This window comes from Chitinimonas sp., assembly GCF_036568685.1.
GTDB lineage: Bacteria > Pseudomonadota > Gammaproteobacteria > Burkholderiales > Chitinimonadaceae > Chitinimonas.
In genome coordinates this window covers 1-15,168 of sequence record NZ_DATCSC010000094.1, presented here as the reverse complement: position 1 = coordinate 15,168, position 15,168 = coordinate 1, and the positions used below count along the sequence as shown (strand labels likewise).

The following is a 15,168-nucleotide window of genomic DNA, read 5'->3' as shown; positions in this document are numbered from 1 at the left end:
CTTGGGTCTCGCCAGGGCGCCATTGTAGGGCTTGCGGCCAACGATTCACAGCGCCAGCCCGCTTTCGGCGCTGTGCTAACATTTCGGTTCCCGCTACCAAGAATGGATACGTGCGCATGAAAAAACTGCTCTGTCTGCTCGCCCTCGCCCTGGCAGCTCCCCTTGCCCTGGCCCAAGGCCCGGTGGTCCGCATTGGCACCTCGGTCGGCGATATCGACATCGAGCTCTACCCGGAGCAAGCGCCCGGTACGGTCGAAAATTTCCTGCGTTACGTCAAGAAGGGCTATTACGTCGGCACCATCTTCCACCGCGTGATACCGGGCTTTGTGGCACAGGCCGGCGGCTATACCCCAGACCTCAAGGACAAGCCGCCTGGCAAGCCCATCCAGAATGAGGCGGGTAACGGCCTCTCCAATCAGCAATGGACCGTCGCCATGGCGCGCCAGGATGCACCACATACGGCCACTTCACAGTTCTTTATCAATCTCGGCAACAACACCGGGCTGGACCAGCGCGACAAGGAAACCGGCCGCGGCTGGGGTTACGCGGTATTCGGCAAGGTGATCCAGGGGACGGAGACGGTAGAAAAAATCGCTACCACCCCCACCTCCCGTCAGAACAACTTCAGTGATGTGCCCACCATGCCCATCCTGATCAAGTCGGCCAAGCTGCTGCCAGCCGCCAAACCCGCCGAAGCCGCAGCCGAACCTGCTGCCACCAAGCCGGAATAACACCCGCGATCTACAGAAAGGATCTCCCCATGCGCGTCAATCTGCACACCAATCACGGCCTGATCGGCATCGAGCTCGACGAGGCCAAGGCCCCCAAGACCGTCGCCAACTTTGTCCAGTACGTGAAGGACGGTCACTACAACGGCACCGTCTTCCACCGCGTGATCAATGACTTCATGATTCAGGGCGGCGGTTTTGAAGCTGGCATGAAGCAGAAAGAAACCCGCGAGCCGGTCGAGAACGAAGCAGCCAACGGCCTGAAGAATGAGAAGTACACCATCGCCATGGCCCGCACCCCGGATCCGCACTCGGCTTCGGCACAGTTCTTCATCAACGTCAGCAACAACAGCTTCCTGAACTACACCGCCCCGGACGCTCATGGCTTTGGCTATTGCGTATTCGGCAAGGTGGTTGAAGGCACCGATGTGGTCGATGCGATCAAGGTCGTCAAGACCGGCTCCAAGAGCATGCATCAGGACGTGCCGCTCGAAGACGTGGTGATCGAGAAGGCCGAACTGGTCTAAGCCCCATCCCGTCGGCCATGGCGCCTGCCGCGCCATGGCTGCGACCGCCTACCATGACCCGTCCCATTCTTTTCGCCTCCGACCTGCACCTGTCCGACGGCGACCCCAAGACCGTCGAGGCCTTTCTGGCCTTTCTGCATGGCCCCGCCCGCCACGCCACTGCGCTCTATCTGCTTGGTGACCTGTTCGAATACTGGGCCGGCGACGATGACGACGATGCGCTCACGCAGGAGATCGCCGGCGAGCTCAAACAACTGGCTGACCACGGCGTCGCGATCTACCTGATGCATGGCAACCGTGACTTTCTGCTGGGTAAGGATTACGCCCACCGTGCCGGCGCAACCCTGTTGCCCGACCCCACCGTGATCGATGCCTACGGCCGTCCTCTGCTACTGAGCCATGGCGACCAGCTGTGCACCGACGATGCGCCCTACCAGCAGTTCCGCCAGATGGTCCGCCAACCGGCCTGGCAAGCAGCCTTCCTGGCCCGCCCGCTCGCCGAACGCAAAGCCGAGATCGCCCGCATCCGCGCGGCCAGCGAGGCCGCCAAGCAGGTCAAGACCAGCGAGATCATGGACGTCAACAGCTATGCCGTCGGCCGGCTGCTGGCCAGCTATCCGGGCGCCCATCTGGTGCATGGTCATACACACCGACCGGCGCATCACCAACATGAAGTCCAACATGCCTTGCGGCAACGCTGGGTGTTGCCGGATTGGTACGCTGGTGTCGGCGGCTACCTGGAGGCCGGCGAAAATGGCCTGACCTACCGCGGCATCAATCAGGAAGCGGCCTGGGGCTGAAATCGCTGCCAAGCCATTGTCATTATTCACACTCACCCCGTTGACTTCCGCCACCAGCGGCCTAGACTGCGCGCCTTATTGCGGCGCAACATCGGCCTACAAGACCGAATAATCAGGAAGTTAACTCCCCAATGAACGCTCCTACCGCTGCCTGGGCCCTACCCGGCCTTGAGCAACAATTCGAGTTTCTGAGCGAGGGTGCAGACCTCGCCAATCGTAATTTCGAGCGGCTGATCGCCACTCAGTCCGACGGTTGTCGCGACTGGTTCCGGGCGGTGACCGGGCAAACCACGCCCAACGCCCGTCTCGAACATCATTTCGACCAGTCCTTGCACCTTGGTTGCGCCATGTTCGTGGCGCAGGTGTCGGCCATGACCGACGCCATGCAGCTGTGGGAAAAGAACTGGGCCGAGCAGCAGCGCAATCTCTTGAGCGAGCTGGGCAAGCAGCCTGACAACGTGGGCGAACCACTGCGCAAGGCAGTCTGCGTCAGTGCCTGCGCCATGGATTCCATGTCCAAGGCCACCCGCCAGGTTGCCAACTTCGCCAGCAACCGCTTTGCCGCAGCGGCAGTCAGCGCTTTCCAGCAGGCTCGCGACAAGATTACCGAAGCCGCCTGAGCGCCTGATGATCGGCGCGTGCTCGATCAGGTCCGCCCAAGCGCCCGGAACACCCGGGCGTTTGCCGTTTGCCAGAACAGAAGCAGCGGCGTCCTCCTGATCGAAACCCCGCCCCGCCGTCGGGTGCGCTTGCCGAGCCCGGCAGCGCGCCCTACAGTGAAATCACTCCCACGTCCCGCACACTTCGGCTCCCGCGCCGGCCACCATGCTTACCCTCAATCAGCTCAGCCTCGACCGTGACGATAGGCGGGTACTGCATCAGCTGACGGTCAGTGCCGCTTCCGGCCGGCTGACCGCCCTGCTTGGCCCCAATGGGGCCGGCAAATCCAGTCTGCTCTCAGTGGCAGCCGGCGAGCTTGCGCCCAGCGAAGGCAGCTGTGAATTCGACGAGTTGCCGCTAGCCCGTACCCATGCCAGCACCCTGGCACGCCGACGTGCGCTGTTGCCGCAGAGCAGCGGGCTGGATTTCGACTTCACCGTGCGCGAAGTCGCCCGCCTGGGCGGGACTCCCTTTCCCGACATTCCTGCCGCAGAGCTCGACGGCCTGATCGACAGCGTATTACGGCTGACCGACAGCGAGGCCCTGACGGCACGCCGCTACCTCGCGCTTTCCGGCGGTGAAAAGCAGCGGGTGCAGTTGGCCCGGGTACTGGTGCAGGCTTGCGCTGCCGCGGCGCAGGGACCGGCTCTGTTACTCCTGGACGAACCGACCGCCAGCCTGGACCCGCGCCACCAGCATATGCTGCTGGCCGGTCTGCATGAGCTGGCGCGCAAACTGCCGCTGACGGTCGTCGCCAGCCTGCACGACGTCAACCTGGCACTGAACTATGCCGACGAGGCCTGGCTGTTGCAGGAAGGTCGTCTGATCGCAGCAGGGCCACCACGGGAGGCACTCACCGCCGAACGGCTGACCCAGGTATTCCAGCTGCCGGTACGGCGGGTGGAGGACCAGCTATTCTTTGGCCTGCCACGCAATTGAGCGTGATGCGCGCCGACGCAACAGATAGGGCGGCATGCGGGCAGATGGGATTGCACGGCAGCCATTAAGCGGTAAGAATCGGCTTGGGTTCTCCCCCTTGAGACCTCACCCGGCCCCGATCACCTCGTCCCGGCCGCTATCACGGTCTACGCCGGCAACGCGGTGCGATCCACCCAGTTGCCGGTGATTTGGAAACCGCCCGCCCGGCTTCCCCGTAGCCGGCAGCATAGTGACACGCTGCCTTCGAGCTCACCCTATGGTCCATCACCTATGAAGCTGTTTGCCTCGCTGACCAGCCCCTACGCCCGTAAGGTTCGCATCGTCCTGCACGAGAAGAAGATCGAGTGTCCGCTGACAGTGGACAACCCTTGGGACGCTACGACCGTGGTCGGCCAGTTCAACCCGCTGGGCAAGGTACCCGTCATGGTGCTCGACGACGGCTCAAGCCTGTTCGATTCGAGGGTGATCGTGGAATACCTCGACCATGTCTCGCCGGTGGCTCGGCTGATCCCCAGCGAGCACCGCCAGGCCGTACAGGTAAAACGCTGGGAAGCGCTGGCCGACGGCATCTGCGATGCCGCCGTCGCCATCGTGGTGGAGCGCCGTCGCGATCCGGCGCAGCAAAACGGCGACTGGATCGCTCGTCAACGCGGCAAGGTCGACGCCGGCTTGCGCCTGCTTTCGGACGACCTGAATCACCGCAGCTGGTGCAACGGCGAGAGCTACAGCCTGGCCGATATCGCGGTAGGTGTGTGCCTGGGCTACCTCGACTTCCGTTTTGCCGAGATAGATTGGCGCAGCAGCTATCCCAACCTCGCCAAGCTCGCGGAAAAATTGGCGCAGCGGCCCGCTTTCGCCGATACGCTCCCGCCTACTTGAACCGGACCCACGGATTAGCGTATAAGACCGCTTGAACACAGCAGGGCCGTACCCCATTGGCGGTACGGCCCTGCGCTTTTCTTTCGCTAGGCAATAATAAGGACGTGTCACAAGCGCGTCGTGTTTGACCATGAAGATGCGGTACAGCAAGGCCGCACCGGAGAACCAACGATGAAATTCCGTTTCCCCGTCATCATCATCGACGAAGACTTCCGCGCCGAGAATTCCAGCGGCCTGGGCATCCGCGCCCTGGCCAAGGCCATTGAGGAAGAAGGCTTCGAGGTGGTGGGTGTCACCAGCTACGGCGACGTGACCGGCTTCGCGCAGCAACAGAGCCGCGCCTCCAGCTTCATCCTGTCGATCGACGACGAGGAACTGATCGGCGAGCCGGGCGAGGAGACAGAGGCGATCCGCAATCTGCGCGCCTTCGTGGCCGAGATCCGCTTCAAGAACAACGACATTCCCATCTTCCTGTATGGCGAGACACGCACCAGCCGCCATATCCCGAACGATGTGCTGCGCGAATTACACGGCTTCATCCATATGTTCGAAGACACCCCGGAATTCGTCGCCCGCAGCATCGTGCGCGAAGCCCGCGGCTATCTCGACACCCTGGCCCCGCCCTTCTTCCGCGCCCTGCTGCACTACGCCCAGGACGGTTCCTACAGCTGGCACTGCCCGGGCCATTCCGGCGGCGTTGCCTTTCTGAAGAGCCCGGTGGGCCAGATGTTCCACCAGTTCTTCGGCGAGAACATGCTGCGCGCCGATGTCTGCAACTCGGTCGATGAGCTAGGCCAGCTGCTGGACCACACCGGCCCTGTCGCCGATTCGGAGCGCAATGCCGCCCGCATCTTCGGTTCGGACCATCTGTTCTTCGTGACCAACGGTACCTCCACCTCCAACAAGATGGTCTGGCATGCCACCGTGGCACCGGGCGATATCGTGGTGGTGGACCGCAACTGCCACAAGTCCATCCTGCACTCCATCATGATGTGCGGTGCGATCCCGGTCTTCCTGATGCCCACCCGTAACCACTACGGCATCATCGGCCCCATTCCGCTGGATGAATTCCGCCCCGAGACCATCCAGAAGAAGATCGAGGCCAACCCCTTTGCCAAGGAAGCGCTCGCCAAGCGCCCCGGTGCCAAGCCGCGCATCCTGACCATCACCCAATCGACCTACGACGGGGTGCTGTACAACGTGGAAATGATCAAGGAACTGCTGGGTGACACCATCGACACCCTGCACTTTGACGAAGCCTGGCTGCCGCACGCTGCCTTCCACGACTTCTACAAGAATATGCATGCCATCGGCCGCGACCGCCCGCGCTCGAAGGAAGCCATGGTCTTCGCCACCCAGTCGACCCACAAGCTCCTGGCCGGCCTGTCGCAAGCCTCGCAGATCCTGGTGCAGGAGTCCGAGACCCGCCAGCTCGACCGCTACCGCTTCAACGAGGCCTACCTGATGCATACCTCGACCTCGCCGCAGTACTCCATCATCGCCAGCTGCGACGTGGCGGCAGCCATGATGGAAGCCCCCGGCGGTACCGCCCTGGTCGAGGAATCCATCTTCGAGGCGCTGGATTTCCGCCGTGCCATGCGCAAGGTCGGCGCCGAGTATGGCGACAGCTGGTGGTTCAAGGTCTGGGGCCCGGAGCATCTGGCCGAGGAAGGCATCGGCGAGCGCGCCGACTGGGAATTGCACGCCAACGAGCGCTGGCACGGCTTTGGCGCGCTGGCAGAGGGTTTCAACCTGCTCGACCCGATCAAGGCTACCGTAATCACCCCGGGCCTGGACGTGGACGGCCGCTTTGACGACACCGGCATCCCGGCCGCGATCCTGACCAAGTACCTGTCCGAGCATGGCATCATCGTCGAGAAGACCGGTCTCTACAGCTTCTTCATCATGTTCACCATCGGCATCACCAAGGGCCGCTGGAATACCCTGGTGACCGAGCTGCAGCAGTTCAAGGACGCCTACGACGCCAATTCGCCGCTGTGGCGTGTCATGCCGGAATTCGCCGCCAAGCACCCGCGCTATGAGCGTATCGGCCTGCGCGACCTGTGTCAGCAGATCCACGAGGTCTATCGTGAGAACGACGTGGCCCGCCTGACCACCGAGATGTACCTGAGCGATATGGTGCCGGCACTCAAGCCCGCCGATGCCTTCAGCAAGATGGCCCATCGCGAGATCGAACGGGTGCCACTGGACCAGTTGGAAGGCCGCATCACCGCCATCCTGCTGACGCCCTACCCGCCCGGCATCCCGCTGTTGATCCCTGGTGAGCAGTTCAACCGCACCATTGTCGACTACCTGCGCTTTGCCCGAGCCTTCAACGAACGCTTCCCCGGCTTCGAGACCGATATCCACGGCCTGGTTAAGGACGAAAAGAGCGGCGAGTACTATGTGGACTGTGTGATCCGGTAAGACGGGCCATTATCCAAACAAAACGCCGCATCGGATACCGATGCGGCGTTTTGTTTTGTGCCCGGTGGAGCGGCACGCCCAGGCTGTTGGCTTAGTCAGCCAACAAGGCCTTCTCGTTGGCCAGCAGCTCGTCCAGCGTCTCGCGACGCCGCACCAAACGGGTCTTGCCGGCGCTGACCATGACTTCTGCAGCGCGCGGGCGGGTGTTGTAGTTGGAGCTCATGGTCATGCCATAGGCCCCCGCCGACATTACCGCCAGCAGATCGCCCTGCCGTACTGCCAAGTGCCGCTCCTTGCCAAGGAAGTCGCTGCTCTCACAGACCGGGCCGACCACGTCGTAGACACGACGCGGTTCATCCTTGGCCGGGGCAACTTCGACGATGTCATGGTAGGCCTCGTACAGCGCCGGCCGCAGCAGATCGTTCATGGCACCGTCGATGATGGCGAAGTGCTTGGTCTCACCCGGCTTCACATACTCCACCCGGGTCAAGAGCAGGCCGGCATTACCCACCAGCGAGCGGCCAGGCTCCAGCACGAACTTGAGCTTGCGATTACCCAGGCGGCTGAACAGCGCCTGCGCGTAGTCCGCCACCTTGGGCGGGACTTCGTCGGTGTAGCGCACGCCCAGACCACCGCCCATGTCCACGTGCTCGAGCACAATACCCTCCTCGGCCAGGCGATCGACCAGGGACAGCAGACGGTCGAGCGCATCGACAAAGGGCGAGATCTCGGTCAGCTGCGAACCGATATGGCAGTCGATGCCGATCACACGCAGACCCGGCAGGCCGGCCGCAACGCGGTAGACACGCGGTGCCTCCTCGTGGGCAATGCCGAACTTGTTGTCCTTGAGACCGGTAGAGATATAGGGATGGGTGCCTGCATCCACGTCCGGATTCACCCGCAGGCTGACCGATGCGACACGGCCCAACCGGCTGGCCACCGCGCTCAAGCGGTGCAGCTCGGCCTCGGACTCGACATTGAAGCAATGGATACCCGCTTCCAGCGCCTGCTGCATCTCCCCTTCCGTCTTGCCCACCCCGGAAAAGACGATCTTGCTGGCTGGCACGCCCGCTGCCAGCGCCCGCGCCAGCTCGCCGCCAGAAACGATGTCGCAACCGGCGCCCAGCTTGGCGAAGGTACGCAGCACCGACAGGTTGGAGTTGGCCTTCATGGCGTAGCAGATCAAGGTATCGGTACCGGCAAAAGCCTGCCGGTATTCCTCGAAAGTCGCGATCAGCTGGGCTTCGGAGTAGACGAAGCAGGGGGTGCCGAACTCGGCCGCGATGGCGCTGAGCGCCACGCCATCCAGCGCGAGGCCGGCTGGAGAGGGGGTAAGGTTCATCATTTCTTCTGAGGATCGGCCGTAGTCTTGGCCGCGTCGGGCAGGTACAGCGCTCCCTTGTAGCCGCAGGCGGACACAAGGCAGGCAGCGATCAGGCATAAGACGACAAGGCGCATGTTGGTGAGCAGGGGTAAAATAGCAATACTACACAATGCGCAGCAGGACCGGCCAATGACTGAAAGTGAATTTCTTAATGCCAGTGATGCGGTTTTCGACCGCATCGAAACCGTGCTCGACGACGGCGACTTCGATGTGGACCTGAACCGCAACGGCAACGTCCTGGAGATCGAGTTCGACGATGGCGCCAAGATCGTGGTGAACCGCCATGTACCTAATCAGGAACTGTGGTTGGCAGCCCGCGCCGGCGGCTTCCACTATCGCTGGCAGGATGGTGCCTGGCGCAGTACCCGCGAAGACGGCGAGTTCTTCGCCCAACTGGCTACCCTGATCCAGCAACACGCCCAACGCCTCCCCGCTTTCTGAGCATGCCCGACTGGCTGGGCCAACTGCCGACCGAGTACGGACTGGTCGGCATCTTTCTCTCCGCCCTGCTGTCTGCCACCGTCCTGCCCGGCAATTCCGAGCTGGTGGTAGCCGGCTGGCTCTACCTGCATCCAGCCAGTCTCTGGCCAACACTTCTGGTAGCAACGCTGGGCAACACCCTGGGCGGCCTGAGCAGCTACGCGCTGGGCTGGAAGCTCCGCGCCCTGCCCGTACTGGACGCCCGTCAGCGCCTGTCACCACGCGCCTTAGCCTGGTTGGCGCGGCGAGGCAGCATCATGCTGGTACTGAGCTGGGTCCCCTTGGTCGGCGACGCCCTATGTCTGGCCGCCGGCTGGTTGCGCTTGCCACTGCCGGCCTCGGCCCTGTGGATGCTGCTCGGTAAGGGTCTGCGCTATCTGGCGCTGGCCCTGCCCTTTCTGCTATAAAGCGCGCCCCGCAACAGTTTGCGGGGCATTGGCCCAGCGAGCCCTGTCGCGTTTAATACCCAGCGCAACGGAGGCTTTGTTGCATTGCCGCAACCCGTCCCTGTCAAAGAGACAAAAAAATAATCATTTAAAAACAATTACTTGGGCAAAATCCCCGTGCCTGGACGGTCAGCTTCAGTGTTCGCTTAAGCAGGGGGTTCCGTTGCCTCTGGCAAGGCGCGCCGCCTATTATGCGCTTGTAATGTTAAGCCCACCCCTCAGGGCCGCATCTTGCAATACCGTAATTCCAACCTTGAACAAGGAAGACGCAATGAATAAGAAACTCATCGCTTTGGCCGTCTCCGCCGCCGCAATCGCGCCGGCTGCCTTTGCCGCTGAAAACACGGTTACCCTGTATGGTCAGGTGAACGTTGCAGTGCAATCCACCAAGATCGACGGTGGCCGCGACCAGTTCGGCGTGGGCAACATGGCATCGCGCATCGGCTTCAAGGGCCAGGAAGACCTGGGCGGCGGCAGCTCCGCTTTCTTCCAGATCGAAACCGGCGTCGCACCGGACGATGCCAGCCAATCGCGTTTCGCTAGCCGTGAAGGCTGGCTGGGCCTGAAGGGTGACTTCGGCTCGATCAAGCTGGGTCGCGGCAAGAGCCTCTACACCCTGGCTACCGAAGAATTCGATCCCTGGTACCAAGACCAGTCGCTGGGCCTGACCGCCAACAGCAGCAACTACCGTGTCGACAACGCCATCCGCTATGAACTGGCCAGCGGCCCGTTCTCGCTGGGCATTGAAAACTCCTTCGGCGAAAACAAGACTTCCAGCCACAGTGCTTCCAACGATATGGGCGTGTCGGCCAAGTACACCGGCGAAAGCTTCTTCGTTGTCGGCGCCGTGGACACCTACCGCCCGATCACCGGTTCGCACCAGAAGCGTGCCTACCTGGGTGGCAGCGCCGCGCTGGGCAACTTCACCGCCGGCCTGGCCGTGCAGCGTCGCGACGGTGGCGATGACCAGAAGTTCACCGACCCGCTGGTCTCCTTCGGCTACACCGAAGGCAACCTGACCCTGATCCTGGGCGCCATCGTCTGGGACAAGGACAGCTTCAAGTCGCGTAACGCCTCTGGCGTCCTGGTCGGTAACGAAGCCAAGACCCAAGGCAACTTCGCTGGCTACTACGCCCTGTCCAAGCGCACCACCGCCCTGATCGAATACTCGGGCAACTACGCTGGTGTGAAGAACTACAACGTGCTGTCGGTTGGTCTGAGCCACCTGTTCTAAGCACGCTGGTGTCGCATGGAAAAAGGCAGCCCAGGCTGCCTTTTTTCATTGCTGCCAGCCGGCGCAGCGCTTGACGCGTCAGGCAGCGCCACCTAACTTAGCCCACAAGGTCAATCAAGAAGAGGAGAGCACCCCATGCTCAAGGATTTCCGGGAATTCGCCATGCGTGGCAACGTCGTCGACTTGGCAGTTGGCGTCATCATCGGCGCCGCGTTTGGCAAGATCGTCGACTCGCTGGTCAAGGACGTGATCATGCCGCCGATCGGCTATGTGCTCGGCAATGTCGATTTCTCCAACCTGTTCCTGGTGATCAAGCAAGGGACCAAGGCCCCCGGTCCTTACGAAACCCTCAAGCTGGCACAGGATGCCGGCGCGGTCACCATCAACTTCGGGCTGTTCTTCAACGCGGTGATCAGCTTTCTGATCGTGGCTTTTGCGGTCTTCATGCTGATCCGCATGCTCAACAAGCTCAAGCGCGCCGAGGCCCCAGCCGAGGCCGAGGTAACCACCAAGGAGTGCAGCTACTGCTACAGCGCCATCCCGCTCAAAGCGGTGCGCTGCCCCTGCTGCACCTCGCAGCTGAACTAGTTCACGCAGGCCATCATGGCGAAGCAGCTGATCGTGCTCGGCGGAGGCGGTTTCTCGATGGAGAAGTCGCCGCTGCTCGACCAGTACTTCCTGGCCGCTACCGGCAAGGCGTGGCCACGCATCGGCTTTATCGGCACCGCCAGCGGCGACGCGGAAAACTACCTCTACAAGTTCTATGCCGCCCATGCCCGCTACGACTGCGTGGCCAGCCACCTGTCGCTGTTCCGCCCCGAGATCACCGACCCGCTGGCCTGGATGCTGGCGCAGGACGCGATCTTTGTCGGTGGCGGCAATACCCGCGCCATGCTGGCACTCTGGAAGGCCTGGGGCTGGGACCAGGCACTGCGGCAAGCCTACGAGGCCGGCGTGGTGATAGGCGGCATCAGCGCTGGCATGATCTGCTGGTTTGAATATGGGCTGACCGACTCCATGGCCGGCGAGTTGACGGTGCTACCCGGTCTGGGCTGGTTGCCCGGCGGAGCCTGTCCGCACTTCGACGGCGAAGCCAAGCGCCGTCCCAGCCTGCGGCAGCAGGTGCAGGCTGGCGCCATGCCGGGCAGCTGGGCGCTGGATGACAGTGCCGCGCTGCACTTCGTGGATGGCCAGCTGCACCGCGTGGTCAGCTCACAGCCCAGTGCCCAGGCTTGGTGGCTGGAGCTGGGTACCGATGGCCAACTGCTTGAACGGGCGGTTGCACCGGACTGCCTGGCCTAGCCAGCGCGACCGGTATAGCGCAAACGCCCAAGGATAAACTCCACCCAGGCGTTAACTGCAGCGGTGCGGCGGTGCCGTCCAGGAAAGACCAGGTGCACGCCGCCCAGATCGCGCTGATAGGCCGGCAGGACATGCTCCAACCTGCCATCCAGTACATCATTGCCCACCACCACCGAGGGCAGCAGGGCTACGCCCAGCCCGACCTGTGCCGCCCACAGCACGCTCTGCGCGGTATTGCTGACGAACTGACCACTGACCTTGACCTCTTCCTCCCCTGCTGGGCCCTGCAGCCGCCACACCGCCCGGTTGCCGCTGCGGGCCACCACCAGGCAGTCGTGCTGTACCAGCTCCGCCAGCGCCGAAGGCCGACCCCGTCGGTCCAAATAGCTAGGGCTCGCCACCAGCAAGAGCGCGCTCTCGGTCAGCCGCCGCGCCACCAGGGTCGAGTCGTCCAAAACTCCGCCGCGGAAGGCCACGTCCACCCCCTCCGCGATCAGGTCCACCCGCTCGTCCCCGAGCAGGAATTCCAACTTCACTTCCGGGTAGCGGGCCATGAATTCAGCTACATGCACCATGGCCAACTGCTCGAAAAAGTCGGCTGGCGCCGCAATCCGCACCGTACCGCGCGGCGCCTCATGCTTTTCCAGTAATGCCAGACGGGCTGCCTCTATCTCCGCCACACCCTGCGCGCTCTGCTCGTAGAAATCGCGGCCTGCGGCGGTGAGGCTGAGCTTGCGGGTAGTGCGCAGCAGTAGTCGGGTGCCCAGCGCAGTCTCCAGGAGCTGCAAGCGGCGGCTCAACGTATTGGCAGGCATGCCCAGCCGCCGGCCTGCCGCCGCGAAACTGCCTTCGCGTACCACCTGGACAAACAGGGCGACATCATTGAGATCGAGCATGCGGCCTCATGCGGAGTGGGACAGGTATCACCCCTGGAAGAGATGATAGCAATGTAGGCTGGCGAGGAAGCATCCGGGCTTGGCGCATGATTCGAGCTGCACTGCAAGCCACCCAGAACGCGGAAAAAACAAAGGCCAGTCATAACGACTGGCCTTTGTTTTGGTATGGCTGGCGCGCCCGACAGGGATCGAACCTGTGACCTTCAGCTTCGGAAACTGACACTCTATCCAACTGAGCTACGGGCGCATCACAAGAGGCCGGCAGGATAGCGGTTTTGCGCTGCAACGTCCAGCCGCCCACGCCGCCACCCTGCTGCCATAAGGCAAAAGTTTGACCGTGGATAAGGCCGCAGCCTTGGTTGCCGGTCATATTCCCCGCTATAATCGCGGGGTTTTTCCCGTACCGTGTTCTGACACACAGCGCAAATAAAAAGGATGGCAGCATGAGCGAAGCGCAAGCCGAATCCCCGATGTCGGCCAAAGCCCTGATAGGCATTGTTCTCGCCGCGATCATTGGCATTCCGGTCTTCATTATCCTGGTGGTCAAGCTGTTTACCGGCGGCATGGCGATCGAGCCGGGCAACCCCAGCATGACCAACGAGGCCATCGTGGCCCGCGTGCAGCCTGTCGGCTTTGCCAAGCTGGACGATTCCGGCCCTCCCGGCAGCCGTGCCGGCAAGGCCGTCTACGAGAACGTCTGTATCTCCTGCCATGGCGCAGGCCTGGCCGGTTCGCCCAAGTTTGGTGACGCTGGCGCCTGGGGCGCGCGCATCAGCAAGGGCTTTGCCACCCTGGTCGAACACGCTACCAAGGGCTTCAATGCCATGCCGGCCAAGGGCGGCGCTGCTGACCTGACCGACGACGAAGTCGCTCGTGCCGTGGCTTATATGGGCAACGCCGGTGGCGCCAAGTTCACTGAGCCGGCTGTGCAAGGTGCCGCAGGCGCCGCTACCGGTGGCAAGGTGGACCCGGCCGTCAAGGGCAAGGAAATCTACGAAGCCGTCTGCGTGGCTTGCCACGGCACCGGCGCCGCTGGCGCACCGAAGTTCGGTGACAAGGCAGCCTGGGGCCCGCGCCTGAAGGATGGTGCCGAAGCCGCCATCAAGATCGGTATCGCCGGCAAGGGTGCCATGCCGCCCAAGGGTGGTTACAGTGGCTCCGACGCTGAATTCCACGCCGCCGCCGAATACATGATCGGCGCAGCCAAGTAAGTTCAGCTGTTCGCAAAAAAGGCGCATCGTACGATGCGCCTTTTTTGTTTGCCTGCCGCCTCAGACCACCAGCGGCAGCGGCTCGTAGCGCCCACCCAGGGCCGCGCTGCCATCGCTCTGCCAGCAATAGCGGCAGGCGGTGGCATAGAGCTGACGAAAGTCTGGGCCGAACAACAGGTTGCCACCTTCCAGCCGGGCCAGCTCTGGTGCCTTGCCATAGAGCCCGCCCTTCACCTGCCCACCCAGCACAAAGTGGGCATTGGCCGTGCCATGGTCGGTCCCGGCAGAACGGTTTTCCTGCGGCCGGCGGCCGAATTCGGCGTAGCTGAACACCAGGCTGTCATCCCAACGCCCCAGCTCAGTCAGCGCCGCCTGCAGCGCCACCAGGCCCTCGGCCAGCTCCTTCAGCAATCTATCCTGCTGGCCGCGTTGGCCCACGTGGGTATCGAAACTGCCCAGGGTCAAGCGAAACACCCCGATATGGCGATTGGCCGCCAAGGCTTCCATGGCGGTCTTCACCGTACGACCAAAACCATGATCAGGGAAAGTCGTGGTCAGGTTGCCGCCGACCGACAGCCCCTTGGCGGCAGTGCGGATATCGTCCTCGACCTTGTAAAGATGGGCCAAGGCCGCGTTGACTTTGCCACCACCCATGTCCACCGCCAGCCTGGCCTGCCGCACGAAGGCATCCGGGCTCTGCAGCACCAAGGCCCGCGCACCACCGTCCAGCGGCCCCAGATCAGGGCTGCCGACCGCTATGCCGTCGCTGACATAGCCGGGCGGCAGGGGCCGGGCGGCGAATTGCCGGCTCAGCCAACCCGTCTGCAACACCGTATCGCTGTCGGACGCGGTATCCCAGATCTCGATCGAGCGAAAGTGGGAGAGATTGGGCTTGGGGTAGCCCAGACCCTGTACCACCGCCAGCCGCCCCCCTTGCCAGAGCGGCATCAGCGCCTGCAGGGCGGGGTTGAGGCCGGTACGCTCATCGAGCTGCAGCACCTGCTCGCGGGCAATGGCAAGGCGTGGGCGCAAAGCGTAGTAGTTGGCATCGGAGTAGGGTACGACGGTATTGAGCCCGTCATTGCCGCCCTTGAGCTCTATCATCACCAGCAGCTTGGGGCTGGCTTCCGCGGCGGCGGCATAAGCCACCGTCGGCGCCAGGCTGCCCATGGCGGCAAGGCCACCCAGGCGGAGAAAACTTCTGCGATCCATGCTGGCCATCCTTATTTGAGCTGGTAGAGCGGGTTCATGACCA

17 protein-coding genes and 1 tRNA gene are annotated in these 15,168 nt (G+C 62.9%); 13 read left to right on the top strand and 5 right to left on the bottom strand.

Going from position 1 to position 15,168, the window contains the following annotated elements:
* Positions 1-116: 116 nt before the first annotated feature.
* The 7 genes from VIM95_RS13920 to VIM95_RS13890 all read left to right on the top strand — a co-directional run bounded on the left by VIM95_RS13920 (position 117) and on the right by VIM95_RS13890 (position 6,960).
* The gene (locus tag VIM95_RS13920) at positions 117-731 is read left to right on the top strand and encodes a peptidylprolyl isomerase (RefSeq protein WP_331986637.1); all 615 of its coding nucleotides are present in this window, start codon (positions 117-119) and stop codon (positions 729-731) included.
* A gap of 29 nt (positions 732-760) precedes the next feature.
* Positions 761-1,255 (top strand): peptidylprolyl isomerase, encoded by a 495-nt coding sequence (locus VIM95_RS13915; protein WP_331986635.1) that lies wholly within the window; start codon positions 761-763, stop codon positions 1,253-1,255.
* Between the two features lie 53 nt (positions 1,256-1,308).
* Positions 1,309-2,055, top strand: coding sequence for a UDP-2,3-diacylglucosamine diphosphatase (locus VIM95_RS13910; RefSeq protein ID WP_331986633.1), 747 nt, complete (start codon positions 1,309-1,311; stop codon positions 2,053-2,055).
* A gap of 131 nt (positions 2,056-2,186) precedes the next feature.
* Entirely contained in the window at positions 2,187-2,675 is a 489-nt protein-coding gene (locus tag VIM95_RS13905; RefSeq protein WP_331986631.1) for a hypothetical protein, read from the top strand.
* Between the two features lie 205 nt (positions 2,676-2,880).
* Positions 2,881-3,654 (top strand): heme ABC transporter ATP-binding protein, encoded by a 774-nt coding sequence (locus VIM95_RS13900; protein WP_331986629.1) that lies wholly within the window; start codon positions 2,881-2,883, stop codon positions 3,652-3,654.
* Positions 3,655-3,924: 270 nt separating this feature from the next.
* Positions 3,925-4,533, top strand: a complete 609-nt coding sequence (locus VIM95_RS13895; RefSeq protein WP_331986627.1) for a glutathione S-transferase — start codon at positions 3,925-3,927, stop codon at positions 4,531-4,533.
* Positions 4,534-4,704: 171 nt separating this feature from the next.
* The gene (locus tag VIM95_RS13890; protein WP_331986625.1) at positions 4,705-6,960 is read left to right on the top strand and encodes an arginine/lysine/ornithine decarboxylase; all 2,256 of its coding nucleotides are present in this window, start codon (positions 4,705-4,707) and stop codon (positions 6,958-6,960) included.
* Between the two features lie 91 nt (positions 6,961-7,051).
* Here VIM95_RS13890 and lysA read toward each other — a convergent pair whose 3' ends face one another.
* Both lysA and lptM read right to left on the bottom strand, forming a co-directional pair.
* A complete protein-coding gene (lysA, locus tag VIM95_RS13885; RefSeq protein ID WP_331986711.1) occupies positions 7,052-8,302 on the bottom strand; it encodes a diaminopimelate decarboxylase in 1,251 nt (416 codons plus the stop codon).
* Complete coding sequence (lptM, locus tag VIM95_RS23330) at positions 8,302-8,418, bottom strand: LPS translocon maturation chaperone LptM (RefSeq protein ID WP_349258186.1); 117 nt, start codon at positions 8,416-8,418, stop codon at positions 8,302-8,304. Before lptM ends, lysA begins: the two co-directional genes overlap by 1 nt.
* A gap of 55 nt (positions 8,419-8,473) precedes the next feature.
* On the opposite strand from lptM, the gene cyaY reads away from it, so the two are divergent.
* From cyaY to VIM95_RS13860, 5 genes are all read left to right on the top strand, one after another.
* Positions 8,474-8,785 carry an iron donor protein CyaY gene (gene cyaY / locus VIM95_RS13880; protein WP_331986623.1) on the top strand — a complete coding sequence of 104 codons (312 nt, stop codon included), beginning with the start codon at positions 8,474-8,476 and terminating at the stop codon, positions 8,783-8,785.
* A 2-nt stretch (positions 8,786-8,787) separates the two neighbouring features.
* Complete coding sequence (locus tag VIM95_RS13875) at positions 8,788-9,231, top strand: YqaA family protein (RefSeq protein WP_331986621.1); 444 nt, start codon at positions 8,788-8,790, stop codon at positions 9,229-9,231.
* A 310-nt stretch (positions 9,232-9,541) separates the two neighbouring features.
* Complete coding sequence (locus VIM95_RS13870; RefSeq protein WP_331986619.1) at positions 9,542-10,504, top strand: porin; 963 nt, start codon at positions 9,542-9,544, stop codon at positions 10,502-10,504.
* 135 nt (positions 10,505-10,639) lie between these two features.
* Positions 10,640-11,092 carry a large conductance mechanosensitive channel protein MscL gene (gene mscL / locus VIM95_RS13865; RefSeq protein ID WP_331986617.1) on the top strand — a complete coding sequence of 151 codons (453 nt, stop codon included), beginning with the start codon at positions 10,640-10,642 and terminating at the stop codon, positions 11,090-11,092.
* Positions 11,093-11,107: 15 nt separating this feature from the next.
* Complete coding sequence (locus VIM95_RS13860) at positions 11,108-11,806, top strand: peptidase E (protein ID WP_331986615.1); 699 nt, start codon at positions 11,108-11,110, stop codon at positions 11,804-11,806.
* Here the strand turns inward: VIM95_RS13860 and VIM95_RS13855 are convergent.
* Together VIM95_RS13855 and VIM95_RS13850 are read right to left on the bottom strand one after the other, a co-directional pair.
* Positions 11,803-12,702, bottom strand: coding sequence for a LysR family transcriptional regulator (locus VIM95_RS13855; protein WP_331986613.1), 900 nt, complete (start codon positions 12,700-12,702; stop codon positions 11,803-11,805). The two genes, VIM95_RS13860 and VIM95_RS13855, sit on opposite strands and share 4 nt — an antisense overlap.
* Positions 12,703-12,872: 170 nt before the next feature.
* Positions 12,873-12,949: transfer RNA gene (locus tag VIM95_RS13850), tRNA-Arg, on the bottom strand.
* Positions 12,950-13,145: 196 nt separating this feature from the next.
* On the opposite strand from VIM95_RS13850, the gene VIM95_RS13845 reads away from it, so the two are divergent.
* On the top strand, positions 13,146-13,913 hold the full coding sequence (locus VIM95_RS13845; RefSeq protein WP_331986612.1) for a c-type cytochrome: 768 nt from the start codon (positions 13,146-13,148) through the stop codon (positions 13,911-13,913).
* Between the two features lie 60 nt (positions 13,914-13,973).
* On the opposite strand, the gene VIM95_RS13840 is transcribed toward VIM95_RS13845, so the two are convergent.
* On the bottom strand, positions 13,974-15,125 hold the full coding sequence (locus tag VIM95_RS13840) for a DUF1501 domain-containing protein (RefSeq protein ID WP_331986610.1): 1,152 nt from the start codon (positions 15,123-15,125) through the stop codon (positions 13,974-13,976).
* Positions 15,126-15,168 lie beyond the last annotated feature (43 nt).